Source organism: Sphaerisporangium sp. NPDC051017, assembly GCF_040683095.1.
GTDB lineage: Bacteria > Actinomycetota > Actinomycetes > Streptosporangiales > Streptosporangiaceae > Sphaerisporangium.
This window is the reverse complement of sequence record NZ_JBFBCI010000014.1, coordinates 48,782-72,912: the sequence shown is the minus strand read 5'-3', so window position 1 is coordinate 72,912 and position 24,131 is coordinate 48,782. Positions and strand designations below refer to the sequence as shown.

Here is a 24,131-nt window from a genome sequence, read left to right as displayed (position 1 = left end):
GAACCTGCCTATGGCCTCGCTCCGCTCGGCGGGTTCGGGTCAGTCGGTGAAGGAGAGCTTCGCGTCCTTGTCCGCGCCTTCCTCGAACGTCATGACGAACCGGCCCGGCCAGGACAGGACGGTCTCCAGCCAGGCCGCGCCCATCGTCTGGGCGATGTGGCGCATCCGGTCGCGGGGCTCGACGCCGAGGGCGACGGTGCCGTAGTCCTCCTCGATGCCCTCGTGCTCGTCGTCGCCGAGCAGCACCCGCCAGGCGAGCGTGCGGTTGCGTTCGATCTCCATCGACAGCGGGTGGTGGCGCAGTGCCTTGGCGCGGTGGCCGAGCAGCTCGGTGCGGGCCGGGGCGCCGTCCGGGGAGGTCTGGCCGTTTCCGGCGGGACGCGGGGACGGACGGCCGGCGGGGTCGGCGCCGAACAGGGCGTACTCCATGGCCGGGGCCGGGCTGCCCGGGTTCGGCGCCTGGTGCCCGTACGGGAACAGCCGATCGACCTCGTGCAGCCAGCGGACCTGCGGGATCACCCACGCGGCGCCCATGCGCTCCCCCGCGGGCGGCCGCGTGCCGGGCGAGGGGGTGAGCAGCGCCGCCGCGACCTCGGCGGCCTTCACCGTGAGCAGCGCGGGGTCGTAGAAGGTGCGCAGCGACCACGCCCGGGCGGCCACCGCGCGTTCGACGAGCGTGGCGAGCAGGCATTCGCGGCGGCGCGGCGGCAGCTCGGCCCAGGTGTCGGCGAGCACGCGCGGCACGCCGGGCAGGGACCGGTTGGCGCAGAAGGCGAGCACCACGGTGTCGGTCCAGATGCGCAGCCACGCCCACTCGGGGGCGTCGGCGAGCAGGTCGGCCTCGCGCAGCTCGAACAGCGTGCACGCCTTGCCCTCGACGCACTCGTGCCCGCACGCGGCCGAGCGGCGTCCGCGGATCGGCGGGGTGGGGCTGAGCAGGGTGTGCTCACGGTCCTCGCCGAGGGGTACCTGGATGCGCAGCGGGCGGTCCATGCCGTCGGCGAAGACGGCGGCGATGCCGGGCTGCAGGGAGACGACCTGGCGGGACTGTTCCTCGCTCAGGTTGATGGCGGCTCCGACGAGCCTGCGGTCGTCCTCGGCGGGCAGGCGGTGGACGACCTTGAGCGCGGTGTTCTTCACGACGTCGGCGATGAGCTTGGTGGGGATCTGCTCGGCGACGACGATGCCCTCGCCGTAGGCGCGGATCTCGGCGAGCATCCCGGCGAGCAGCTCGACGGCGTGGGTGGCGGCCCGCTGGGAGCCGCGGTCGCGCAGCAGCCGGTGGGCCTCCTCGATCACGATGACATGCTGGAGTCCTTTGGCCTTCTCTTGGCGGGCGCGCATCCGCAGGTGCTCGACGATGCGGATGATCAGCGTGCCCATGAGGAACGCCTTGTCCTCGTCGTTGGCGACGTCCTCGATGGCGAAGACGACGTTGCGTTGTAACAGGCCCCCGATGTCGGCGGGGTGGCCGCCCTCGAAGAACCGCCCCGCCGAGCCGACCCGCAGGCTTCGCAGCCGCAGGCTGATGAAGCCCTCGACGTCGGCCTGCACCTCGTTGCCGTACCCGATCTCCTGGATCACCTCCAGGGCGTGGGTCTGTAACTGGGCCAGCGTGGGCACGGCCGGTTGAACGGCCGCGCCGGGGATGCCGCCGCCGGTGACGACGTCCCACCCGTTGGCCTCGTACACCCGCTGGAGCGCCAGCGACATGATCTGCGGAAACGGTTCCTCGGCGTCGAAGGCCGCCATGAACAGGGCCCTGACCATGTCGATGTGCGCCTGCACCGGGTAGCCGGGCTCGGGGGCGAGGGGGTTGACGCTGAACGGCACGTTGTCCGGCGCGGACGGGTTGATCACCGTCAGCGGCGCGAGGTGGCCGACGCGCCCGGCCATCGCGGCGTACTCCGACTTGGCGGGCTCGATCGCGAGCCACGGGATGCCGGCCTCGGTGAGCTGTTCGAGCAGGTGGCGGACGGTCTGCGACTTGCCCGAGCCGGTGGCGCCGGTGACGAAGGCGTGCCGGTTGAGCGTGGCCAGCGGCACGCGGAACGAGCCGACCGCGCGGTCCTGCCCGTCGATGATCGCGCCGAGGTCGAGGACGGGCTCGCCGGTGCTGCGGACGTCGGCCTCGCTGGTCACGTCGAAGAACCCGGCGTCGAGGACACGGACGCCCGGCACCTCGCGGCGGGGCAGCCCGGCGAGGGCGGCGAGCGCTCCCGCGGTCGCGGCGAAGGGAGCGGCGGCGCCGTCGGAGGGGTCCTGCAGGGTGACGCCGAGCACCTCGGCGAAGCCGTACACCGGCTCGACGGTGGTGGAGCGCCCGAACCCGGCGAGGATCGGCAGCGACAGGGCGCTGCGCAGCCGGTAGGGGTGATGGCTCATCTCGACCGAGCCGACCAGCACGGGCGCGATCTGCCGCAGCTCGTCGGGGCCCGCCGCGCCGGCCAGGACGCGGACGTTCCACAGCCCCGCCTCGCGGAAGGCGTCGAGCTCCTGCATGCGCCGCTCGGCCCGCTCGGCGTCGTACCGGCTGCGCTCGGAGGCGTCGCCGTACTGGCGCAGCACGTTGAGCTGGGTGCGCAGGTGGGCGACCTCGGCGTCGAGCAGGTCGGTGGGCTCGGCCACGACCAGCCAGGCGAACGGGCGGGACATCAGCGTGACCAGCGTCGACTCGAACAGGGTGGGCCGCAGCAGGTCGTCGGGGCCGGGCTCCCTGCGCCCGCTGAGCGGCGGCGCCTGGCGGCCGGGACAGGGCGTCCAGGTCAGGTCGGCGAGGTCGGCCAGCCAGTCGTCGCCGATCCCGACGCCGCGCGCGCCGCCGGGGAACAGCAGCGGCTGCGGCCCCTGCGGCGGCCCCTCGACGGTGGCGGTGGAGGCGCGGCGGGGCGGGCGCGGCGGTGTGAGCGGGCCGGCGTTGGTGATCAGCTCGAGCGGCGCGCCGGATCCCCGGGACAGCCAGCCGATGACGAAGGGCCGGTTGCGCTGGGCGGCGGAGAGCACGGCGGGCAGGACGGTGACGAAGTCCCACTCGGCGGACGAACTGCGCGAGGGCGCGGTGATCGCTTGGATGCGGTACCACGGACCGCTCAGCGGGAACGGCGCGCTGGGCGCTGCGGAGGACACGCTTGCCTGCATATCAAGCCCAAATCCCTTATGCCACCGACGTTTGCCAGGGGATTACCTGTTCAATGCGTTCTCCTCCAGTCCAGGCGCTCGGGCGGCGGGCCCAGATTGGGGGCGAACAGGTCCTCCTCGGAGTCCGGCTCGGGCCGCTCGGGCGGCATCAGGACCCGGCGTACCTCCTCGAACTCCCCCAAGGTGGTCTTGGGGAAGGTGAGGATGGCCGGGTTGGCGTCGGCGAGCCGTACCTGGCGTCCCTCGGCCGTGGCGTGGGTGACGATCACCGATGTGGTGGGGAGCTGCTGCAGTTGGTGCGGCTCGACCAGGAACTCGCGGCTGCGGTGCATCACGCGCTCCTCGCCGAGGGCCTTCCTGGCGCTGCGCCCCCACTCGGTGGACTCGGTGATGCTCTCCTTGAGGTCGCCCTCGGCCTTCTCGTGGTCCTCGGCGCCGCCCCGGCCCGCGTCGTCGCCGACGGTGGAGGTGTAGGAGCCGTTGAGACCGTCCACGGCCGGGCTGATGGTCTCGGTGAGCTGGGCCAGTTCCAGGCGATGCTCGGTGCCCATGTGCTCGCTGGCCACCCGGGCGTCCTCGGCGTTGCCGAGCCGCATGAACGCGACGGCGGCGTGGCCCCGGCCGAGGCGTTCCCGGACGGTCGGGGTGAGCGAGCGGTAGGTGAGCACGAGGCCGGTCTGGGAGGTCTCGCAGGCGTCCATGAGCCGGTCCAGGACGTCGCCGCGCAGCTTGTCCGCGCCCGCGACGATGATCGTGTGGTACCAGGGCCGCTCGGAGGCCGGGGACTGGCGCAGGATGTGCGTGAGCGCGGTCGCGACGTACGTGCCGAGGACGCGGTTGCCGAAGACCCCGGCCTGGCGGTCCATCGACACGACGCGCAGCCGCGCGGGCGGCAGCCGCACCGCCTCCGAGCCCAGGGTCTCCAGCTTGCGGAGCTGAGACTCAAGGGCCCAGGCGCGTTCGATGACGACGCGGTCGGTGACGCCCCGGCCGAACAGGGTGCCGATGCGTTCGAGCTGGGTGGCGGTGAGCAGGCCGCACCGCAGGTCGTCGCGCGGGTCGCCGACCTGGGCGAGGGCGCGCAGGGCGGCGGTGACCTGGTTGATCGTGGCGTTCTCGCCGAGGACTTCGAGCACCCGCTCCAGGATCGCGTTGTCGAAGCTCAGGTCGCGGGTGGTGCGGTGCTCCTCGCTGACGCTGACGACGTGCGCGAGGACGTCGGCGAACGCCTCGGGCGGCAGCGTGGCGCCGAGGTCGAGCCGCGGCAGGTCGGTGGGCAGCACCCACACCAGCGGGTCGTCGCCGCCGCGCCGGGCCAGCTCGATGAGGTCCTTGGCGATGGCGCCCTCGGACAGGTCCAGGACGGTGAGGTGGCCGCCGCTGTACAGCCGGGTGGCGCCGAGCAGCGTGATGAGGGCCGACCAGCCGGGCAGGGTACCGCCGGCGACGTCGATGCGGTCGATCTCGTCGGGGACCGCGACGGCGTACCAGGTGAGCTGCCGGTCGTGCTGCTCCTTCTTGGCGGCCCACGCGCGGTAGCGCTCGGCGTGCTGCTCCTGGGCGGTGTGGAGCTCGCGCTCGCGGCGCCTGCGCCGGTCGTCGGCGCGGGCCTCCTGCTCCTTGATGCGGGAGCGCAGCGCGCGCTCGCCCTGGTGGACGGCGTACCAGCAGATCGCCGCGACGCCGCAGGTGACGACGAGCCCGGCGGTCACGAACGTCCAGTCCATGGTCTCGGTGACGCCGAGGATGACCATGAGGATCGCGAGGACGAGCATGAAGACGCCGACGATCTTCATGGGACGGTTGAGCAGGTCCTCCTTGAGGCGCTCGCGGCGCACCCAGTTGGGGTCGACCTCCGCGGCCTCCTCGGGGATGTCCTCGGGCGAGGGGCGCTTGGGCGGCGGGCCGGGCTCTGGATACAGCATCGCGTACTGCCAGCCCAGATAGATCCGATCAGCTTGCAGCTGCGCATGCTCTGGGTGCACGTCCGCCACCGGACCTCCACCTGTCAATGGTCGCGCTCGCCGGGGAACCACGACCGTATCGTGCCGCTCGTGCCGCGTGGTCGGCTCTCCAACTGTGACAGCGTATGAGGTGTCCCTCGCATTCGGACAGGGTTCTCGTCATTCGGCCCGAATTCCTCGCCCTCACCCCCCGTTAATAGGACAAAAGGGGCAAATGGGATAGGTCGGCATGGACGCCCGGAACGCTCACCATTGCTTGAAGCATCTTTGCCGCGACGAGCGCCTTCCTGGGCTTTCTCCCCGCGAATCCCACTCGCATGGGACGAATGAGGCGGAAGGGGAAGAAGCAGCGGCTACCATCCTGTCCCATGACGTCCGCCGCCCCTCCCGACGCCCCGCGCAGACGGCCGATCCTCGTCCCCGTCCTGGCCGTCCTGGCGGCGGCGGCCATAGGGGTCAGCGCGGCCTTCGGCGGGCTGGAGGACGCGCCCGAGCCCAAGGCCGAGCAACTCGGCAAGGGCGCGACGTTCGACCAGGGCAAGATGAAGACGGTCTTCGAGGACGCGGTGGTCCGCCCCGGCCGGATCGGGCTCGGCGTCCCCGACAAGCGCTACCTGCAGCTCATCCTGAAGGTCACCAACCAGTCGAAGAGCACCATACAGGCCGAGGGGATGACCACCGCGCTGATCGTGGTGCGGGCCGACGGAAAGACCATCATGCCCGCCTCCGACCCGGGCGACCGCGGCCCCCGCGTGGTGGTGATCGCCGGGGACAAGGCCTATTACCAGCTCCACCCGGACGTGCCCGAGACGGTCGTGATGTCCTTCGAGCTGCCCGACGCCGCACCGACCCCCAAGACGGTACAGATCGATGCGGGCACCTACGAGTGGTACGAAAGCTTCTTCTCCAAGACGCATGAGTGGATGCCGGTCATCGAACTGGGGCCCCCGACCGCCGAGGACCGGAAGAGGGGCAGGAGAGAAAGCAGCCTCCCGGTCGTGGGCGCGAAGATCACCATGCCCGTCAGGGTGGAGGCCGCGTGATGGTCACCTCGCCTGGACTGGTCCCGGACGCTCCCTCCCGTCCGGCGCCCGCACCACCGCGCCGCCGCCGCGTGCCCCTGTGGCGCAGGCTGCTCGCCGCCGTCCTCGGCCTGGCCCTGGTGTGCGGCGCCGTGTATGTGCAGACGTTCGTGCTCGACGCCGACCGGCTCAGGGCGCCGCTGACGGTCTCCGGCGGCATGCACGACGAACTCGTCACCGACACGTTCTCGGCCCGGCTGGAACGGGTGGAGTTCGCCAGGACGATACGGATCAAGAAGACCTACGCGACCGACGAGGCCACGACGGACCGGATCTTCATGATCGTCAAGGTCGGCGCCACCGCGCCCCGCCGGCCCGTCCAGCTCGCCGCGTACCTGCTCACCGCCGACGGCCTGCGGTTCGACCCGACGGACCGCGTCCCCCCGGGCGCGACCTTCTCCGAGAAGTGGGTGCAGCCGGGCTGGTGGCGGTCGGGCCTCTACTTCTTCGAGGTGCCGAAGGATCGGGTCGCGGGCGCGCGCGTCGTCGTCAGGGAGCCGCAGACGCTCTTCGGCGACGACTGGGTCTCCGAGGTGTCCGCCGACCTCGGGCTGGACGCGACCGAGGCAGGGCGGATGATCGGCGCCGCCAAGGACGTCTACGAGGTGACCGGCTGATGACCGAGCAGAACCCCGACGACACCGGCGTGTGGCGGCACCCCGCCGCCGGCGAGCCCTCGTGGTTCAGGCCGTCCAGGCGCGTCCCTCGGCCCGACGCGCGGGTCTGGCCTCCCCCTCCCACACCGCACGAGCCGCCGGGCAGTTCGACCGTGCCGATTCCCGTCATCGACGCCAGGCCCACCTACCAGCCGCAGGCGTGGCCGCCCCCCGCCCCTCCGTCCGCTCCCGTCACGCCGCCAGCGCCCGCTCCCGAGCCCCCGGCCCCCGCGCCGGAGTCCTCCGGGCCCTCCCACCGCCGTAGGCGCCCGATGTCCAGGCCGGTGAAGGTCGGCCTTCAGTTCTGCGGCGCGCTGATCCTCACCTTGGCCTACGTGGGCGTGACCTGGTACGACTCCAGCAGCCGGTACGAGCAGAACAACCCCCCGCCCACCGTGCGCCACGTCGCCCAGGGGCAGTCGGCGCCTCTCGCGGACGCCACGTGGCGGCTGGTCGGCGTCGCGGTCGCGCCGTCGCAGTACCAGACCCCGGAGACGCCCGACCGGGAGATGATGCAGATCGAGGTGGAGGCCACCGGCCTGAACGCCGACGCCAAGTACCTGTCGACCACGCCGCCGGGCTTCTACCTGAGCGACAAGGCGGGCCGCCTCTGGCTGGCGCTGGCGGCCAAGACCCCCGAGGACCTGGGCGCCGGGAAGACCGGCCGCTTCACCTTGATGAGCGCGGTCCCGAAGGCAGTGGAGGACCAAGTGGAGCTGGTGATGTGGCAGAACGAGTACGCGGGGAAGAACCAGTCCGGGCCGTCTCTGCGCTTCGCCCGCTGACCGCGCCGGCCGCGCCGACCTCGGCGGCCCTGCGCCTGCGCTCGGCTCCGGCGGCGATGTCGAACGTCGCCGCCAGCAGGCAGGTCGTCAGCACCGCCACGACCAGGTCGACGGCGAAGCCGATGGGGACGTTCAGCACCTCCCAGTACAGGTAGGGGTGGTCGTTCCCCACCAGGTAGTGCAGCCCCCGCCGCGCGTACCCCTCGCCGACGTGCAGGGCGGCGAAGCACAGCGCGAACAGCCCGAACAGGGGCGCGCCACCCCGGACGGTGAGACGCAGAGTGTGCGCGATCGGCACCCAGTGCCCCCAGCGGCCGAAGAACCGGCCGAGCGTCCGGCGGGTGAGGGAGTGGGTGCGCACGGTGATCCTCTGCCCGGCCTGCGCCGCGGGGTCCTCCAGCCGGGTGCCCCTGATCACGGTGCCGGCGTCCTCGGCGTAGGCGCCGTACATGAGGATGGCGACGGTCAGCCAGGCGGCGGGCAGCACGAGCGCGTCCCAGACGTACGGCCGCACCTCGCCGACCAGCCCCCAGAACGTCTCCCATCCGGGGACGTGCAGTTCCATGGTCGTGAGCCAGTCCTGCCACCAGCCGAAGGCGGCCCGGCCGCTCACCCAGTCGCCGCGCGAGACGACGACCTGCACGCCGTAGTAGAAGAAGGAGAGCTCGCAGAAGGCGACGGAAAGGGCTGCGACGCGGCTCCGGTTGCGCTCGTACCAGATGGTCAGGAAGTAGCGCCCGACGAAGGCCACGATCATGATGGCGAACGTGACGGTGAAGTTGAGCGAGGTGAGCCCCTCGGCCGTGCCGTGGCCCTGTCCCGTCCCGAAGTCTCCCCAGGCGCCCAGCTTGCCGTACTCCGTGCTCTGCCGCGCGATGTCGGTGTTCAGGAAGTCGCGCGCGTCCTGGGAGTACCAGCCCCAGCTCAGGTAGAGGACGACGAACGGGATGATGACCCGCCCGATGCCGTCGACGAAGCGCTCCGGCTCGTCGCCGTCCACGCGCCGGGCCCGCATCTCCCACAGAGAGCCGCGCAGAGAGGAGAACATGCCCGCGCTGACGATCAGGCCGGCCAGGACCATGATGATGAAGATCAGCATCGTCAGCGCCAGCCGCAGGTCGGGCATGGAGCCGTGCGAGATCTCGGTGCCGCCGACGAGCAGGCCGAACCGTACGAGCTGCCCCGCCGAGTACCACATCACCAGCGGCAGGGCACAGCGCCCGGCCAGCCGCAGCGTCTGCCAGGGCAGCGACCATACGGACGGTGCGTAAGGGACCCGTGGGGTGTCGGGGGTGCTCTGCGTACGGAGGGATTCGGACATCCGGTGCATCCTATCGACGGCCTCCCGGAACCCGCAGCAGCATCAGGCGAAGCGCGGGCCTATTTCAAGGGCGCCGAAACGGACGTCCGGCGGCCGCGTTTCCCGGACGGCCGGGCGGGGCCGGCGCTCCTCCACGCCACCCGACACGCGAAAGGCCGGCGTCCCCCACGCGGGGACACCGGCCTTTTCGTTGGGTTCAGCGGGTCAGACGGCGACCTGGAGCTGGGAGACCTCGCCGAGGCGGGCCTCCACCGGGATGTCCTTGGTGAATCCGCCGCCCGCGATGATGCGGACGGTCCAGGAGCCAGGAGCGGCGAAGAAGCGGAAGATGCCCTCGTCGGACACCACGACCTCACCGGTGAACTCACCGGAGTGGTCCAGCAGGCGGGCGTAGGCGGTGCCGGCGCCGGTCACGACGCCCTGGATCACGGCCTGGCTCGCCAGGTCGATCCCCGCGGGCAGCGCGATGGTCTGCTCCGGCGCGGCGCATCCCTGGATGGTGGTCATCAGCGGGCCTCCCCCAGCTCGATCGGCACGCCCACGAGCGAGCCGTATTCGGTCCACGAACCGTCGTAGTTCTTGACGTTCGCCTGGCCGAGGATCTCGTGCAGGACGAACCAGGTGTGCGCGGAACGCTCACCGATGCGGCAGTAGGCGATGGTGTCCTTGCCGAAGTCGACGCCGGCCTCGCTGTACAGCGTGCGGAGCTCGTCGTCCGACCGGAACGTTCCGTCGTCGTTGGCGGCCTTGGACCACGGGATGTTGCGCGCGGTGGGGATGTGCCCGCCACGCTGCGCGGCCTCCTGCGGAAGGTGGGCCGGGGCGAGGAGCTTGCCGGTGAACTCGTCCGGCGAGCGGACGTCGACCAGGTTCAGCTTGCCGATCGCGGCCACGACGTCGTCGCGGAAGGCGCGCAGCGAGTGGTCCTGGTCCTTGGCGACGTACTGCGTCTCGGGACGGGACGGCACCTCGGTGGCCAGCTCGCGGGAGTCCAGCTCCCACTTCTTGCGGCCGCCGTCGAGCAGGCGGACGTTCTCGTGGCCGTAGAGCTTGAAGTACCAGTACGCGTAGGCGGCGAACCAGTTGTTGTTGCCACCGTAGAGGACCACGGTGTCGTCGTTGCCGATGCCCCGAGCCGAGAGAAGGGCCTGGAAGCCCTCACGGTCCACGAAGTCGCGGCGGACCGGGTCCTGCAGATCCTTCTTCCAGTCGATCTTCACGGCGCCACGGATGTGGCCCTTGTCATAGGCGCTGGCGTCCTCGTCGACTTCGACGAGCACGACACCAGGGGTGTCGAGGTTGGCCTCGACCCAGTCGGCGTCCACCAGTACGGCGGAGCGGCTCATTAGGGAACCTCCCGTTATCGGGTTGCGGCGGGCATTAGACGGCGGATGATCAAGTACATTTCGCAGCCCAGGCAGTAGCCGAAGGCGGCGTTCAGGAAGGCGGCCAGCAAAGCCGCGGCGGTCGCGCCGAGCGCGAGCGGTGTGATCTGTGCGGCGAAGCCGAGCACTCCGGCGAGAGCGAAGATCAGGCCCACACCCTGCGAGAAGCGGGGCGGGGCGGCGTCTTCCATCTCTGCCGGCGGGCCGAGCCTCGGCCGCACGAACCGTCTGAAAAGCAACCCGTATGGCGGGGCACCGGCCAGTCCCAGGGCGAAGACCACCGCCTGGGCGAGCAGCACCCAGACGTTGCCCGTGAGCAGGACCAGCGCCAGGATGAGCGTCGTGACGGCCGCGGCGAACCGCGTGCTTCTTGGATCTACCTGCTGCATGGCGAGGAGCTCCTGAAGGTTCGTGCCGGAAACGCGTGATCGGGCACTATTCAGATCGGTGCGGCGGAATGGGCCGCGAGATCGCCCTCAGGCCATACGACAGAGCGCGGTGGCTACGCGGCAAAAATCAACCGCGCGCCGCTTGGTCAGCAGCTCTGTCGAGGATGTCATGCCCACGACAGTACCCGCCGTCTTGCCATCTGTCACGTCCCGTCCGTTTCATGAGATGTCATGAAACCCAGCGCGGCGATCACATCCGCCTTGCGGGGCTGGCCGGAGGCCTTCTTGACCACCCGGCCGTCGCGGTCGAGGACCAGGACGGTCGGCGTGCGCATGACGTCGAAGCGGCGCACCAGGTCGAGCCGGGACTCGGCGTCGATCTCGACGTGCCGCACCCCGTCCACCATGCCGGACACCTCCGACAGGATGCGACGGGTCGCCCGGCAGGGCTGGCAGAAAGCGGTGGAGAACTGGACGAGCGTGGCGCTCGCGCCGAGGTCGTGGCCGAGATCGCCGGCCGCCATGACGGACGTGTCGTCCATGCCCTTCCTCTTCCTCGTCGCGTCGCGCACGCGCCCGCCGCGGGCCTTCATCACCACCCCGGCGAGGAGGCCCGCGGCGAGCGTGGCGCACAGCACCACCAGTCCTGTCATCGCCACCCACAACACGCGCCCCGCCCGTGCCATTCCCGTCCCCCGGACACGACGGGACGCCGATCAGTGGTTGTTGGGGACCGACACCAGCACGCGGCCGGTCTCGGTGCGGAACTCGAACCTCTTGATGCGGTCCATGCTGAGCTCGGTGTGCGCGGTGAACGTGGCGGTCGCGGTCCCGCCGCGGGGGTAGTCGGCGGCGTCGATCGTCCAGCTCCCCGCCGGGGACTCGGCGCCGTCGAGGGCGACCGCGATCACCCGGCACGAGGTGCCCCGGGTCACCCCGGAGATGCTGATGTCCAGGGCGGTGCCTCCGCCGCTCTGGACGGGCGTGATGCGCGCCTCGACGCCGTTGTTCCTCGCGATGAGCGGCACGGGCGCCAGCATGATCCGCGACGGGTCGGAGGCGGCGTCCGACGGACCGGGCGAGGGCGCCACCAGGTCGTTCCCGCCGCTCGAACCCGGGGCGTCCTTGTTGAACTGCGGCGAAACGCCCTCAGCACTCGCCAAACCGGCCGCCGGAGCGGTGGCCGCGGTGTTGGTCCGCGCCCCCGTACCGTCCTGCACGAACATCCACGCCGCGCCGCCCACCACGATCGCGCCGACCGTGGCCGCGAGGCCCATGAGGAGCCTGTTGACCCGGCGGCGCCGGGCGGAGGCGGCGATCAGGCGGTCCAGCACGGCCGTGGGCGGGCTGGCGACCTGCTCGACGTCCTCCTCCGAGACGCGCGAGAGCAGCGCGCTCAGCCCGCTGAGCTCCTCGAACTCTGCCCGACATTCCGGACAAGTCTCCATATGGGTCTCGACCCGGGCGGCCTCGTCCGCGTCTAGGGCTCCCAGCATGTGCGCCCCGAGCGACATCCGTACGTCCTCACAACCACTGCTCATGGCGCCAGTCCCCGCTCCTCCAGCGCCAGCTTCAGCGCGCGAAGCGCGTAGTACGTGCGCGACTTGACCGTGCCGGGCGGGATGCCCAGCACCTCGGCGGCCTCCTTGACCGACCTGCCCCGGTAGTACGTCTCCATCAGCACCGCGCGATGCTCCGGACGCAGGGCCGCGATGGCGTCGGCGACGCCCCAGGACTCCACGGCGCGCTCCAGTTCGTCCTCGGCGGGCAGCACGGCGAGGGCCTCGTCCGAGGTCTCCTGCGGGCGGGACTTGCGGGCGCGGTGATGATCGACGACGAGATTGCGGGCCACCGTGAACAACCACGCGCGTATGGGCCGGTCGGCCAGCACGTCAGGATGCTTCCACGCCCGCAAAAGCGTCTCCTGTACCACGTCCTCCGCCTTGCCCGGATCGCCCGTCAATCGCAACACGTACCCATAGAGTGACCCCGCGTGCTCGTCGAAAAGGCTGCGGATCAACTGCTCGTCGGCGGTTCCGGCGGGACTCACATCCTCAAGACGTACGACCGCGCGTTCCGGTTCAGGCACGCAGGGGCACGTCCCTGCCGAGCCCTTGGACCTGCAGACCCTCGGCCGTGGTCCGGACGCTCTGGATGTGCAGGTTCAGCGGCAGATCCTTGATCGGGACGGTGAAGCCCAGCACCTTGGCGGCGTCGGGCACCTGGATGCCGTTGACATCGGACGGGGTGAGCCGCACGCCGCCGGGGACGATCTGGATCTTCAGCCGCGCCGAGACCGGGACGGAGATGCCCGCGACCGTGACGTTGCCGCTGACCGTCAGCGAGTTGTCACCGTTGCCGTGCAGCTTCAGCCCGCGCGGCACCCGCGCGTCCAGGGTCTCGCGGGAGATCACGATGGTGCCCGTCACCTTGTCGGCGCGGATGTCGGCGGTCGCGGAGTTCTGGATCAGGTCCATGAGCGGGGCGTTCACCCCGTGCAGGACGGCGTCGATGCGGGAGAGCTTGACACCGTCGGGCGTCGTCATCTTCCCGATGTGCACCTGGATCTCCTCGTACCGCCCGGAGACGGCCTGGGTCAGGAACGGGATGCCCTCGACCGTGACGGTGGGCGGCGAGGACAGGTCGTACCGCGCGGCGACCTGGCGGGCGACCTCCTTCTCGACCCCTGCCACGGCGACGCGGTCCAGGACGGCCAGGAGGATTCCGAGCAGGACGAGGAACACGACGAGCTTGCGCATCCGACTCCTCCGGGGGTCCGCCTGTGATCCAGACTAACCGCGCCGACCTACTCCCCCGCGTTATCACCGCAAAACGCAGGCTCGACCGCAAAACGCAGGCTCGGCGGTATTCGCCCCGACCGCACACCATTGGCCCCCGGCCGTACGCCATGCGCCACGACCCCACGTCCACGTCCGGGCGTCAGCCGCCGGCGAAGGGCGGCAGGACCTCCACCGTGGCCCCCTCGGGCAACTCGACCGTGCTCGGGTCGCGGGTGCCCGCCGGATGGCCGTCGACGAGGAACGACGATCGTCCGAGAACCCTCGGCAAGTCGGATTTGCCATGTTTCTGCGTGATTTTCGCCACGAGATCCCCAAGAGTATTCGCCTCGAACGATTCCTCGTCGACCCCAGCGGCCGCCCTGGCCGCGGCCCAGTAGCGCACGATTCCCCTTGCCACCAGGCACCTCCCGTGTTACTCATGAGTACCGCACGAGCGGTCGTCACCCACCGCGAGGGAGCGGTTACGGCTATTTCCCACGTGATGGACTGTTCACCCTGCGGACTCCGCTATGGACGCCGGATTCCTGTGGGCTATCCTCACGTACTGACGGGACCTGGGCGACGTAGCCCCCGGGTCCTTTACGTGTTTGTACGGCTAGCACCGTTACAACGCGGAGAGGAGGCCGATGCGGTGAGTGAGCGAAGCTCTGCCGCCACTGTGTCGCCGTGCCGCTCTCACCCCCTGATCAGCCTCTGGACTAGGAGGTGCTGTGAGTAACCTGCTCTTGCTCACCAACGCTCTGGAACCCTCGGCGGAGGTCCTGCCCGCCCTCGGACTGCTGCTCCACTCCGTACGCGTCGCGCCCGCGGAGGCCTCCGCGCTCATCGACGCCCCGCCGGCGGACGCCGTGCTGGTCGACGCGCGCAGGGAGCTCGTCCACGCGAAGAGCCTCTGCCGCCTCCTGCGCACGACCGGCGTCGACTGCCCGCTGATGGTGATCGTCACCGAGGGCGGGCTGGCCGCGATGACCGCCGAGTGGGGGGCCGACGACGTCCTGCTCGACACGGCGGGTCCCGCGGAGGTCGAGGCCCGGCTCCGGCTGGCGGTCGGCAGGCTCTCGATCGCCGCCACCGAAGAGGTGCCGGACGAGATCCGCAGCGGCGACCTGTCGATCGACGAGGCCACCTACACCGCGCGCCTGCGCAACCGCGCCCTGGACCTCACGTTCAAGGAGTTCGAGCTCCTCAAGTACCTCGCGCAGCACCCCGGCCGGGTCTTCACCCGCGCCCAGCTGCTGCAGGAGGTCTGGGGCTACGACTACTTCGGCGGCACGCGCACGGTCGACGTCCACGTGCGGCGGCTTCGCGCCAAACTCGGCGCCGAGTACGAGTCGCTGATCGGCACCGTCCGCAACGTCGGATACCGCTTCGTCCCCGACCGCGGCGGCGAGCAGCTCGACGACCGCGAGCCGGCGCCCGCCCACCACTGACCTGTTCGGGGCGCGGCGGTGTTCTCGCCGCCTGAAGTGCGCCCCGAACCGCCGTGCCGGAGGCGAGGCCATAGGCACGGGCCAGGGGCCCACCCCACACCGCTCGGGCGTGGAGCGAGCCCCCGTCGTTCAGGCGCGCGCGTCTAGCCGGCGAGCGTGATCCTCTTGAGGGCCGGCGGGGCCACCGGCGAGTGGCCACCGAAGTAGGTGACCAGCGCGTCGATGTCCAGCGGACCGCTCCACAGGTCGGTGCCCTCCTTGAACACGCTGAAGCCGTCGCCGCCTCCGACGAGGAAGTTGTTGGCGGCGACACGGATGTTCTGCGTGTCCGTGACCGGCGTCCCGTTGATCTTGATGTTCGAGATCCGCGAGCCGATCGGCTGCGAGAGGTTCATCGTGTAGGTCAGCGAGGCGGACGGCTGCAGGATGCGGGTGATCGCGCCGCCGTTCTGCCACTGCTGCTCCAGCAGCGCGTCCAGCTTGGCGCCCGTCAGCGTCACGACCTGCATGAGGTTGTTGAACGGCTGCACGGTGAACGCCTCGCCGTACGTCACGACTCCGGCGCCCTCGGACCCGCTCGGCGCGTAGGTGAAGTCGGCGCGCACGCCGCCCGGGTTCATCAGCGCGATCTCGGCGTTGCCGCCGGTCTTCGTCGCCTCGAGCTGGGCGTCGGCGATCACGTCGCCGAGGATGGTCTCGCCCGTCGGGCCGCTGCTGCGGGTGAGGTCGGCGGTGATGCTACCGACCGGCTTGTTGGCGACGGCCGCGACCCGGTCCTTCCACGTCTGCACGTACTGCGTGGTGAAGGCGTCCGGGGTGACGTCACGGGTGACGACGTGGTTGTCCGGCGTGACCGAGGAACGGACGACCTCGCCGGACTTCTTGTCCACCTGGAAGTCGATCGTGGTCAGCACGCGGCCGAACGACGACCCCTGGGTGTAGTAGCGGTCCTGGCCCGCCGGGTCCTTGGTCTTGCAGATGTAGGCCTGGTGGGAGTGGCCCATGATGACCAGGTCGACGTCCGCGCTCAGGCCCTGGGCGATCCGGGTACCGGCGCCGGGGGTGACCGGGCAGGCGTCCGGGCTCTGGTTCGGGGTGATGCTGTCGCCCTCGTGGACGAGCGCCACGATGGCCTTCACGCCCACCTTGCGCAGCAGCCGGGCCGCGCGGTTGCCCGACTCGACCTCCTCGCCGAACTTCAGGCCCGCGATGCCGGAGGCGGTGACGATGTTCGGCGTGGTCTGGGTGACGAGGCCGATGAAGCCGACCTTGACGCCGTTGACCTTCTTGATGGCGACCGGGGGAAGGGCGTACCGGCCGCTCTTCTCCTTCACGACGTTCGCGCCGACGTACTCGTAGTCGGAGCCCCGCCACTTGCCCGCCGGGGAGCAGCCGTCGGTGGGGTGGCAGCCGCCGTCCTGGATGCGCTTGAGCTCGGTAAGGCCCTCGTCGAACTCGTGGTTGCCCACCGAGGAGACGTCCAGGCCGAGCTTGCCCAGCAGGTCGACGGTCGGCTCGTCGTGGTACGCCGCGGAGATCAGCGGCGAGGCGCCGATGAGGTCGCCCGCGCCGACGACGACGGTGTTCTTGTTGGCAAGCGACTTGAGGTGGGTCGCCATGTGGGCCGCGCCGCCCGCGGGAACGGACACGCCGCTCTCGTTGACGATCGCCCCGCCGGAGCCGGTCGGGGGCTCCAGGTTGCCATGGAAGTCGTTGATGGAGATCAGCCGGACGGGAACGGTCTCCGCCGGCTTCGGCGGCTTAGGATGAGCCGACGCGGGGGCGGCCACAAATGCCAGACCGGTGGCCACGACGAGCGAGGCCAGGCCGACCTTGGCGAGGGTAGGTGCACTCATAGCCAACGAGGTTAGAGATGCGACCCCAGCACAAAACGACCTGGAGGTAACGATTTACCCCACTATCTAATGGCGTCTTTTGCCACATTAGGCTTCCACCATGACCGTACGGGTGAAGATCCGGGAGCGCTTGGCCGACCATGAGGTGACCGACGTGATCGCCCTGGCCGGCGCCGCCGCCGAGGCCGACTCGGCGCAGCCGCTCAACGAGCACGTCATGCTCCGGCTCCGCCACGGAGGCGACCCCGGATCCCGGGCGCTGCTCGCCTACAACGGCGACGCGCTGGCGGGGTTCGCCCACCTCGACCCGCCCGACCCGGACGACGGCACCGCCGGCGAGCTCGTCGTCCACCCCGCCCACCGGCGGCGCGGGGCCGGACGCCTGCTGCTGGAGTCCGCGCTTGCCGAGAGCGGCGGCCGGCTGCGCCTGTGGGCACACGGCGACCACCCCGGGGCCGTGCGCCTCGCCGCGGCCACGGGATTCACCCGCGTCCGCTCGCTGTGGCGGATGCGCCGCCCGCTCGCCGCCCCCCTTCCTCCTGTCGTCCTGCCCGACGGGGTACGGCTGCGCGCGTTCGAACCCGGCGCCGACGAGGACGCCTGGCTCGCCGTGAACGCCCGCGCGTTCGCCCACCACCCCGAGCAGGGCGCGTGGACCGCCGACGACCTGCTGGTACGCGAACGCGAGCCCTGGTTCGACCCGGCCGGGTTCATCCTCGCCGTCCGCGACGACCGGCTCTCCGGCTTCCACTGGACCAAGGTGCACGACGAGGAGGCCGAGCCGATCGGCGAGGTGTACGTCGTCGGAGTGGATCCGTCCGAGCAGGGCGGCGGGCTCGGCCAGGCGCTCACCATCGCCGGCCTGGAGCACCTGCGCTCCCAGGGGCTCGCCCAGGTCATTCTGTACGTCGACGAGGACAACCCCTCCGCCGTCCGCCTGTACGAACGCCTCGGCTTCACGCGCTTCGCCATCGACGTCATGTACCGCCACCCGTAGGCGCTGCCCGAGCAGGTCACCGTCCTGCTCGACGGCCGGCCCGGTCTCCGGGGCGGGCTCTTGGGAGCGTGGCTTACTCGATCACCCAGTGAAGGAAGTGATAGGACAAGGCGGCGACCAGCGCGGCCGCCGGGATGGTCAGCACCCACGCCGTGACGATGTTGCCCACCACACCCCACCGCACCGCCGACAGGCGCTTGGTCGCGCCGACACCCATGATCGCACTGGTGATGGTGTGGGTGGTCGAGATGGGCGCCTTGGCGGCGATGGCCATCGTGTACAGCACGACGGACGCCGCCGTCTCGGCGGCGAACCCATGCGCCGGGGACAGGTGGATGATGCGGCGGCCCAGCGTCCGCATGATGCGCCAGCCGCCGGCGTACGTGCCGAGCGAGATCGCCGCCGCCGCGGCCAGGATGACCCACTGCGGGATCGGGTCCTTCGCCCCCACGTACCCGCCGGTGTAGAGAGCCAGGAAGATCACGCCCATCGTCTTCTGCGCGTCCTGCAGGCCGTGGCCCAGCGCCATGGCCGCGGCGGAGACCGTCTGCGCGTACCGGAAGCCCCGGCCCGCGCGGTGCGGGTTGGCCCGGCGGAAGATCCAGAGAATGGCGATCATGATGATCGCGCCGAGCAGGAAGCCGACGACCGGCGAGAGGACCATCGGGATGACGACCTTCTGCACCACGCCGTCCCAGTGAATGCCGCTGGACGCGGCCAGCGCGGACCCGACGAGCCCCCCGATCAGCCCATGGCTGCTCGACGACGGAAGTCCGAAGTACCAGGTGATGAGGTTCCACACGATCGCGCCGATCAGGCCCGCCCCCACGATCACCAGCCCGTGCGTGCCGCTCGGGGGCTCGATGATGCCCGTGCCGACCGTCCTCGCGACCTCCGTGCTGATGTGCGCGCCGACGAAGTTCATCGCCGCGGCCATGAACAACGCGGAGCGGGGGGTGAGGGCACGGGTCGAGACCGAGGTCGCGATCGCGTTCGCGGCGTCGTGAAAGCCGTTGGTGTAGTCGAACACCAGGGCGATCACGATCACGCCGACGACAAGTGCGAGCTCCACCTCAGCTTTCCTTGACCGCGATCGACTCGATCGTGTTCGCGACGTGCTCGAACGCGTCCGCGGCCATCTCGAGCTGGTCGATGACCTCCTTCATCTTCATGACCGTGAGCGCGTCGTACTCGCCGCTGAACAACTTGGCGAGCAGACGGCGGTAGACCTGGTCGGCCTGGTTCTCCAGACGGTTGATCTCGATCCAGTACTCGTTCAGGTTGTTCATCGACCGCAGGCGCGGCATGGCCTCGGCGGTCAGCTCGGCGGCACGTTCCAGCACCTCGACCTGGCGCACGACCTCCTTGGGGAGGTGGTCGATCTGGTAGAGGCCGATCAGGTCGGCGGCGGCCTCCATGTAGTCCATCACGTCGTCGAGGTTCGAGGCGAGACGGTAGATGTCCTCGCGGTCGAAGGGCGTGATGAAGCTCTCGTTGAGACGGTTCATGATCGCGTGAGTACGCTCGTCGCCGGCGTGCTCGCACGCGCGCATCTTTTCGGCCAGGGCCTCCCTGTCCGAACCCTCACTGATGATCTCCACCAGTAGCCGGGATGCGGTGACGAGATTGTTCGCCGAATCGGCGAACAAGTCGTAGTAGCTGTCCTCACGCGGGGTGAGACGCAGGCGCACGTCGTTCTCCAGATGTGCGGGGACTGTCCGCAGAGAAGAGTAAGGGGTACCGGCTGAAATGCGAAGTTCGCCTCCGCAGCCCCTTCCCGTAACCTTCCCTTCGCTCTGCCGTTGCCCTCCATTCTCCCAAAGACACAGGCGAAAACACGGCTAATAGTCAGACCTCCCCCGCCACGCGCGTCCCATGCGCATCACCCTTTTCGGCGCCCACCCCTGGACACCGGAAGACCTGACCGAAAATACCGACCCGGACGAAGCCGGTGCGCCCCGGGGTCACCCTGACCCCCGTGTCCCGCGCGCCTCGGGGACGCACTCGTACACACGCCGACGGCCGTCCACCCACTGAAGATCCGTCATCCGCGCATCGAATCCCCGCGCCGAGAACGGCGGCAACCCCGAGAAGGCGCCCCCAGCCCTCAAGGAGATACGTCGAACGTCAGACCTGAGCCCGCCGGAAGGTACCCCGAGCCTCAGACCTGAGTTCGGTGGAAGTTGAGGAAGGAGCGGCTGGGGGTCGGGCCGCGCTGGCCCTGGTACCGCGAGCCGTACCGCGCGCTGCCATACGGATGCTTCGCCGGAGAACTCAGCCGGAACATGCACAACTGCCCGATCTTCATCCCCGGCCACAACTTGATCGGCAGCGTGGCGACGTTCGAGAGCTCCAGCGTGACGTGCCCCTCGAACCCCGGGTCGATGAACCCGGCCGTCGAATGCGTGAGCAACCCCAGCCGGCCGAGGCTCGACTTGCCCTCCAGCCGGCCGGCGATGTCGTCCGGCAGCCCGATCACCTCGAACGTCGACGCCAGCACGAACTCCCCCGGATGCAGGATGAACGGCTCGTCCCCGTCCGGCACCACCATCCGCGTCAGCTCCGGCTGCTCGATCGACGGATCGATGTGCGGGTAACGGTGGTTCTCGAAGACCCGGAAGTACCGATCCAACCGGACGTCGACGCTGGACGGCTGGATCATCTCCACGTCGAACGGGTCGATCTTGACCCTGCCCGACTCGATTTCAGCACGGATGTCACCATCGGATAGCAGCACCTCAGCAACCTACCAACCCCTCACCCGACCCAACGGCCCAACTCGGCTCCCTCCCAGGGAGGTGCCACGCGCCAAGTTCCGCTAGAGTTGTCTCCGTCGTCAGCCACTGACCGACGCGGGTGTAGTTCAATGGCAGAACATCAGCTTCCCAAGCTGACAGCGCGGGTTCGATTCCCGTCACCCGCTCCACACACAAAGGCCCAGGTCAGGAAGTGTTTTCCGACCCGGGCCTTGATTGTTTCTCCGGCCTTTTCGATCTTCCGTGCCCGTTACGTGCCCGATGCGTTGTGATCTTCGGTAGGGAATGTCTCGGCGACGAGCTTCCCCATGCTGTCGGCGATCGCCCGGTCCCGCTCACCCTCTGCGTGCAGATAGATCAACGCAGCCCGCGTGGTCGAGTGCCCCATGCGGTTCATCAACTCCCGGAGCGTCGCCCCCGACTGTGAAGCGAACTTGTTCCCCGTGTGACGAAGATCGTGGAAATGGAAGCCGGAAAGCCCCGCGGCCTTGAGCGCCTTGGCCCACGTCCGGCTGAACGTCGGCCGGCGAAGCATCGCCCCCTTCGCGCCCACGAAGACGAACGCTTCCTCATCCGAACCGGTGTGCTTTGCCAGGTGCGCCCGAACCTCTACGTTCACCACCTCGGGCAGCGTGACCGTACGCAGGCCGCCCGCGGACTTGGGCGGCCCGATGGTCACCGACCCATCCTTTAGTTCGGTGGTCCGCCTTCAAGGGCGGCGCTCCGCGCCGCCTCGCGGCCCTGCGCCCGCTCGGCGGCCGGGCATGCGGCCTGGGGGCCGGTCCGCCCGCCGCACGCCCACCACGCCGTACCCTGCGCACTCACCCGTCACAGCGCCGCACCGCCGCCCGTAAGGTTGTCGACGGTCTCGTCCACGGCTCAGGCTATGAGCAGTCGCCGCCAGCCTGACGAGAAGCAGCGTGCACCGCGTCATCCAGTCTGGCCCGCGTCGACCGAATGTCAGCTCTCGGAGGTCCGGGCGACCCTGTTCAGGCCGACGTAGACGACCAGTTCAGGCAGGCCCAGCAGCGCGTAGCCCACCCCGACCAGCCAGGTCAGCGGCAGGATCGCCACCGACACCACCACCCAGACGGGCCGGACCGAGGTCCGCCAGGCCGCTGCGGCAAGGACAAGGAGAGGAACTCCGCCCACGGCGGCATGCAGGTTCCACCAAAGATCGCTGCCCGTCGTAAGAAGTCCGAGGAGCCCCGCAATGAGCAGCCCGGCGATACCGAGCAGGAGCAGTACGGGTTGCCCGCGGCTGGTGTCTCCCCTACCCGGGACGAGCCCCGCGAAGGCGGCCGCAAGCTCCGCGATGAGCAGCCCCGCCATACCGGGGAGGAACAGTGCCCGTTGCTCGCGGCTGGTGTCTCCCCTACCCGGGACGAGCCCCGCGAAGGCGGCCGCGATCGCCACCAGCCAGAGGGACCGGCTCACCTCGGCAATCATTTCGGCCGCGTTGTAGGCGGGGGAGTCTGGGTTCGCGATCGACATGATCAGCACGATCAGCATGGCCACGCCAAACAGCACGTTCAGGGCAAGCGCCGAGCGGCCTGCCGTCGTCTGCCCGAACCCGGGACGGTCAGCCGGTGGAGGTGGAGGCGCCGGTGAAGCAGCCCTGTCGTGCTCCACCGGCATGCCTGCGGGCTCGCCCAGAACGGGGAAAGGTAGCGTGCCGCCAGCACCGGCGGCATGGCCACGCTGCACGTGGTGCGATGCGACCAGCTTGTCCGGCCGGTCCACGAGACGGCGCCGCCGACCAGGCGACCGCTTGAAGGTTTCCGACACAATGAGCGAATCCGCCCGTGACGACTCGGAGGGTTCCCGATGCGGCGGCGACTCGGGCGGCTCCACCGGTGGCGTCCCCTGGGGCTTCTTCACCCTTGCCGAATCGGCGGGATCATGCGCCCCTGCGGAATCGGTGGATTCCTCCACACCCACAGAAGCGGACGCGGCGGGCGCTGTCGCAGCCGAGATCTGGGACTCGGCGTTCGCTTCCGGCTCGGAGGGCTCAGGACCGATGGCCCGCAGACGGGCTGCCGCGGCTGCGGAAACCATCCGACTGTCGTCGTCGACCAGCCGTACGAGTTCCTCGTGCACCCGAGCCCGGACCATGCCGTTGCCGATCCGGTGGAAGTGGTCAAGCGCGTCCAGGACGTTCAGCCGGTCCCTGGCGATCGGACTGCTCAGGGCGTGGCCGATGTGCGGAGGCAGCGACCAGTTGACGTTCCGCGCGATGACAGTGCGGCCTTCGACGTTGTCCTGCCGCTTGGGTCGCTGCTTTGGCATCTCGGCCACGACGCGGTCGTAGACGTAGCCGTACAGTTCGTCGAGGGTGATATCGCCGTCGCCGTCCAGGTCGGCGCGGCCGGTGCGCAGCCCCTCCACCAGGTGACGCGTGAACACCGACTGCGGTGCGTTCCCGTGCAGCATGTCGCCCTCGAAGGCGTACTGCGTGGCGTCGGAGGCGGTGAGGACGGTGCGGCCCCGCCCGCGGAAGTGGTCCAGCGCGTGGACCTCGCCTCCGTCCTTGGTCAGCCGGCCGCCCGGGTAGGCCCCGCTGTAGCAGCAGTCGAGGATCAGGACCTTCCGGCGTGACGCGCACCTCTCCATCGCGTAGTCGATCTGCTCGCCGGAGATGGCGGTGAAGATCAGGCTGTCGCGGCGGGTGTTGCGCGTCGCCAGGTGGAGTCGGCCGTCGTCGTCCTTGAGCCCGTGACCGGTGAAGTACAGCAGGGTCAGATCGTCGCCCCGCCGATCCCGGTAGAAGTCGCCGATGGCCTCTCCGACCCGCTGGTTCGGCTCGTTGACGAGCGTGGTGACCTCGAAGCCGCCGATCTCCGGGTCGCGGAGCACGGCGGCGAGCGCCTCAGCGTCGTGGGCCGGAGCAGTCAGCCGCCGCAGTCCCGGATCGTCGTACGCGTAGGTGGCGATCAACAAGGCGAACCTGCGACCCATACGCTATCCGCCCGAATGCCGCCGGATGAAGGCGTCGATCAGCTCGCGCCGCTCGGCGCCCGTGGCCCGGTCAAGCTCGATGGAGTCGCCGGCGATGGTGACCGCGATCCGGTGTCGTGCCGACTGCCGGTCGAGCCAGTCCTGCAGCACTCCGACGAGTGAGGTGAAAACCCCACCGGAGGCGCTGAAGGCCACCAGGAGCGCGCCCACGGTGACCGGGTCCGCGCTCTTCGCCCCCTCTGGTGCCGGGCTGCCAGGCACTGCCCGGATCGACTCGACATCGAGCTCGTTCAGTTCTCCGCGGAGCCCGCGGGTGAGGCGGTCGACGTCCACATCCGCGTCCGGTCGCAGCTCGACGCACACGCTGATCACACCGTCAGCCTCTGGAACCGCGTTCATCCCGCTCCCTCGCCCGCGCAACCGGGCGGAGCCTTCGCGCGCATCGCCCTACTTATCATCGTTCCGCTCAGTTTCGTTACACCCGATACGCGATGCCAGCGAGTAAGGCCGACGGCCGCAGCGCGTGACGCGGCCAGGGGGCGCTCAGGGGGCAATCCGATGGGCCCGTCCTCCTCGCTGCTTGAGTGTCCCGGCCGCGCCCGCCGAGTCAAGG

Annotated in this window: 24 protein-coding genes and 1 tRNA gene; 6 read left to right on the top strand and 19 right to left on the bottom strand. The window is 70.0% G+C overall.

The features are described 5' to 3' along the window. Positions 1–39: 39 nt before the first annotated feature. Positions 40–3,126 carry an ATP-binding protein gene (locus tag AB0M95_RS14745; RefSeq protein ID WP_363763830.1) on the bottom strand — a complete coding sequence of 1,029 codons (3,087 nt, stop codon included), beginning with the start codon at positions 3,124–3,126 and terminating at the stop codon, positions 40–42. A 62-nt stretch (positions 3,127–3,188) separates the two neighbouring features. Further along, positions 3,189–5,123: a hypothetical protein gene (locus AB0M95_RS14740; protein WP_363763827.1), complete on the bottom strand. Its 1,935-nt coding sequence runs from the start codon at positions 5,121–5,123 to the stop codon at positions 3,189–3,191. A gap of 347 nt (positions 5,124–5,470) precedes the next feature. Here AB0M95_RS14740 and AB0M95_RS14735 point away from each other — a divergent pair, with 347 nt between their 5' ends. From AB0M95_RS14735 to AB0M95_RS14725, 3 genes are read left to right on the top strand one after another with little or no spacing between them, the layout of a single operon-like run. Beyond that, complete coding sequence (locus AB0M95_RS14735) at positions 5,471–6,145, top strand: hypothetical protein (RefSeq protein ID WP_363763825.1); 675 nt, start codon at positions 5,471–5,473, stop codon at positions 6,143–6,145. Continuing rightward, on the top strand, positions 6,145–6,801 hold the full coding sequence (locus AB0M95_RS14730) for a hypothetical protein (RefSeq protein WP_363763822.1): 657 nt from the start codon (positions 6,145–6,147) through the stop codon (positions 6,799–6,801). Before AB0M95_RS14735 ends, AB0M95_RS14730 begins: the two co-directional genes overlap by 1 nt. Continuing rightward, positions 6,801–7,625, top strand: coding sequence for a hypothetical protein (locus AB0M95_RS14725; protein WP_363763820.1), 825 nt, complete (start codon positions 6,801–6,803; stop codon positions 7,623–7,625). The genes AB0M95_RS14730 and AB0M95_RS14725 overlap by 1 nt, the downstream gene beginning before the upstream one ends. On the opposite strand, the gene AB0M95_RS14720 is transcribed toward AB0M95_RS14725, so the two are convergent. From AB0M95_RS14720 to AB0M95_RS14675, 10 genes are all read right to left on the bottom strand, one after another. Next, positions 7,510–8,946: a hypothetical protein gene (locus AB0M95_RS14720; RefSeq protein WP_363763817.1), complete on the bottom strand. Its 1,437-nt coding sequence runs from the start codon at positions 8,944–8,946 to the stop codon at positions 7,510–7,512. The genes AB0M95_RS14725 and AB0M95_RS14720 overlap by 116 nt on opposite strands. Positions 8,947–9,150: 204 nt before the next feature. Further along, positions 9,151–9,453: a DUF1416 domain-containing protein gene (locus AB0M95_RS14715; RefSeq protein ID WP_358525775.1), complete on the bottom strand. Its 303-nt coding sequence runs from the start codon at positions 9,451–9,453 to the stop codon at positions 9,151–9,153. Continuing rightward, positions 9,453–10,292 carry a sulfurtransferase gene (locus tag AB0M95_RS14710; protein WP_363763814.1) on the bottom strand — a complete coding sequence of 280 codons (840 nt, stop codon included), beginning with the start codon at positions 10,290–10,292 and terminating at the stop codon, positions 9,453–9,455. Before AB0M95_RS14710 ends, AB0M95_RS14715 begins: the two co-directional genes overlap by 1 nt. A gap of 14 nt (positions 10,293–10,306) precedes the next feature. Continuing rightward, positions 10,307–10,720, bottom strand: coding sequence for a DUF4395 domain-containing protein (locus tag AB0M95_RS14705; protein ID WP_363763812.1), 414 nt, complete (start codon positions 10,718–10,720; stop codon positions 10,307–10,309). Positions 10,721–10,807: 87 nt separating this feature from the next. Continuing rightward, on the bottom strand, positions 10,808–10,891 hold the full coding sequence (locus AB0M95_RS14700) for a putative leader peptide (RefSeq protein WP_358525836.1): 84 nt from the start codon (positions 10,889–10,891) through the stop codon (positions 10,808–10,810). Positions 10,892–10,923: 32 nt separating this feature from the next. After that, a complete protein-coding gene (locus AB0M95_RS14695; RefSeq protein WP_363763809.1) occupies positions 10,924–11,373 on the bottom strand; it encodes a thioredoxin family protein in 450 nt (149 codons plus the stop codon). A 63-nt stretch (positions 11,374–11,436) separates the two neighbouring features. Continuing rightward, positions 11,437–12,261 carry a zf-HC2 domain-containing protein gene (locus tag AB0M95_RS14690; protein ID WP_363763806.1) on the bottom strand — a complete coding sequence of 275 codons (825 nt, stop codon included), beginning with the start codon at positions 12,259–12,261 and terminating at the stop codon, positions 11,437–11,439. Further along, positions 12,258–12,770, bottom strand: a complete 513-nt coding sequence (locus AB0M95_RS14685) for a sigma-70 family RNA polymerase sigma factor (protein WP_358525838.1) — start codon at positions 12,768–12,770, stop codon at positions 12,258–12,260. Before AB0M95_RS14685 ends, AB0M95_RS14690 begins: the two co-directional genes overlap by 4 nt. Before the next feature lie 31 nt (positions 12,771–12,801). Continuing rightward, positions 12,802–13,479 carry a DUF2993 domain-containing protein gene (locus tag AB0M95_RS14680; RefSeq protein ID WP_358525782.1) on the bottom strand — a complete coding sequence of 226 codons (678 nt, stop codon included), beginning with the start codon at positions 13,477–13,479 and terminating at the stop codon, positions 12,802–12,804. Positions 13,480–13,660: 181 nt separating this feature from the next. Then, positions 13,661–13,903, bottom strand: a complete 243-nt coding sequence (locus AB0M95_RS14675; RefSeq protein ID WP_363763803.1) for a MoaD/ThiS family protein — start codon at positions 13,901–13,903, stop codon at positions 13,661–13,663. A 328-nt stretch (positions 13,904–14,231) separates the two neighbouring features. On the opposite strand from AB0M95_RS14675, the gene AB0M95_RS14670 reads away from it, so the two are divergent. Continuing rightward, positions 14,232–14,951: a response regulator transcription factor gene (locus AB0M95_RS14670; RefSeq protein ID WP_358525785.1), complete on the top strand. Its 720-nt coding sequence runs from the start codon at positions 14,232–14,234 to the stop codon at positions 14,949–14,951. Positions 14,952–15,094: 143 nt separating this feature from the next. On the opposite strand, the gene AB0M95_RS14665 is transcribed toward AB0M95_RS14670, so the two are convergent. Next, a complete protein-coding gene (locus tag AB0M95_RS14665) occupies positions 15,095–16,807 on the bottom strand; it encodes a bifunctional metallophosphatase/5'-nucleotidase (protein ID WP_363763800.1) in 1,713 nt (570 codons plus the stop codon). Positions 16,808–16,907: 100 nt separating this feature from the next. Here AB0M95_RS14665 and mshD point away from each other — a divergent pair, with 100 nt between their 5' ends. Further along, positions 16,908–17,804: a mycothiol synthase gene (gene mshD, locus AB0M95_RS14660; RefSeq protein WP_363763797.1), complete on the top strand. Its 897-nt coding sequence runs from the start codon at positions 16,908–16,910 to the stop codon at positions 17,802–17,804. Between the two features lie 73 nt (positions 17,805–17,877). Here mshD and AB0M95_RS14655 read toward each other — a convergent pair whose 3' ends face one another. The 3 genes from AB0M95_RS14655 to dcd form a co-directional block, all read right to left on the bottom strand. Beyond that, positions 17,878–18,876 carry an inorganic phosphate transporter gene (locus AB0M95_RS14655; protein ID WP_363763794.1) on the bottom strand — a complete coding sequence of 333 codons (999 nt, stop codon included), beginning with the start codon at positions 18,874–18,876 and terminating at the stop codon, positions 17,878–17,880. 1 nt (position 18,877) lies between these two features. Then, positions 18,878–19,495 (bottom strand): DUF47 family protein, encoded by a 618-nt coding sequence (locus tag AB0M95_RS14650; protein ID WP_114028298.1) that lies wholly within the window; start codon positions 19,493–19,495, stop codon positions 18,878–18,880. Between the two features lie 470 nt (positions 19,496–19,965). Beyond that, positions 19,966–20,541 (bottom strand): dCTP deaminase, encoded by a 576-nt coding sequence (gene dcd / locus AB0M95_RS14645; RefSeq protein WP_358525792.1) that lies wholly within the window; start codon positions 20,539–20,541, stop codon positions 19,966–19,968. Positions 20,542–20,656: 115 nt separating this feature from the next. Between dcd and AB0M95_RS14640 the strand changes: the two genes are divergently transcribed. Next, positions 20,657–20,730 (top strand) — tRNA-Gly (locus AB0M95_RS14640). 80 nt (positions 20,731–20,810) lie between these two features. On the opposite strand, the gene AB0M95_RS14635 is transcribed toward AB0M95_RS14640, so the two are convergent. The 3 genes from AB0M95_RS14635 to AB0M95_RS14625 all read right to left on the bottom strand — a co-directional run bounded on the left by AB0M95_RS14635 (position 20,811) and on the right by AB0M95_RS14625 (position 23,917). Then, a complete protein-coding gene (locus tag AB0M95_RS14635; protein ID WP_363763790.1) occupies positions 20,811–21,239 on the bottom strand; it encodes a tyrosine-type recombinase/integrase in 429 nt (142 codons plus the stop codon). Between the two features lie 281 nt (positions 21,240–21,520). After that, the gene (locus tag AB0M95_RS14630; protein ID WP_363763787.1) at positions 21,521–23,518 is read right to left on the bottom strand and encodes a caspase family protein; all 1,998 of its coding nucleotides are present in this window, start codon (positions 23,516–23,518) and stop codon (positions 21,521–21,523) included. Between the two features lie 3 nt (positions 23,519–23,521). Then, positions 23,522–23,917: a hypothetical protein gene (locus AB0M95_RS14625; RefSeq protein ID WP_363763784.1), complete on the bottom strand. Its 396-nt coding sequence runs from the start codon at positions 23,915–23,917 to the stop codon at positions 23,522–23,524. Positions 23,918–24,131: the final 214 nt, after the last annotated feature.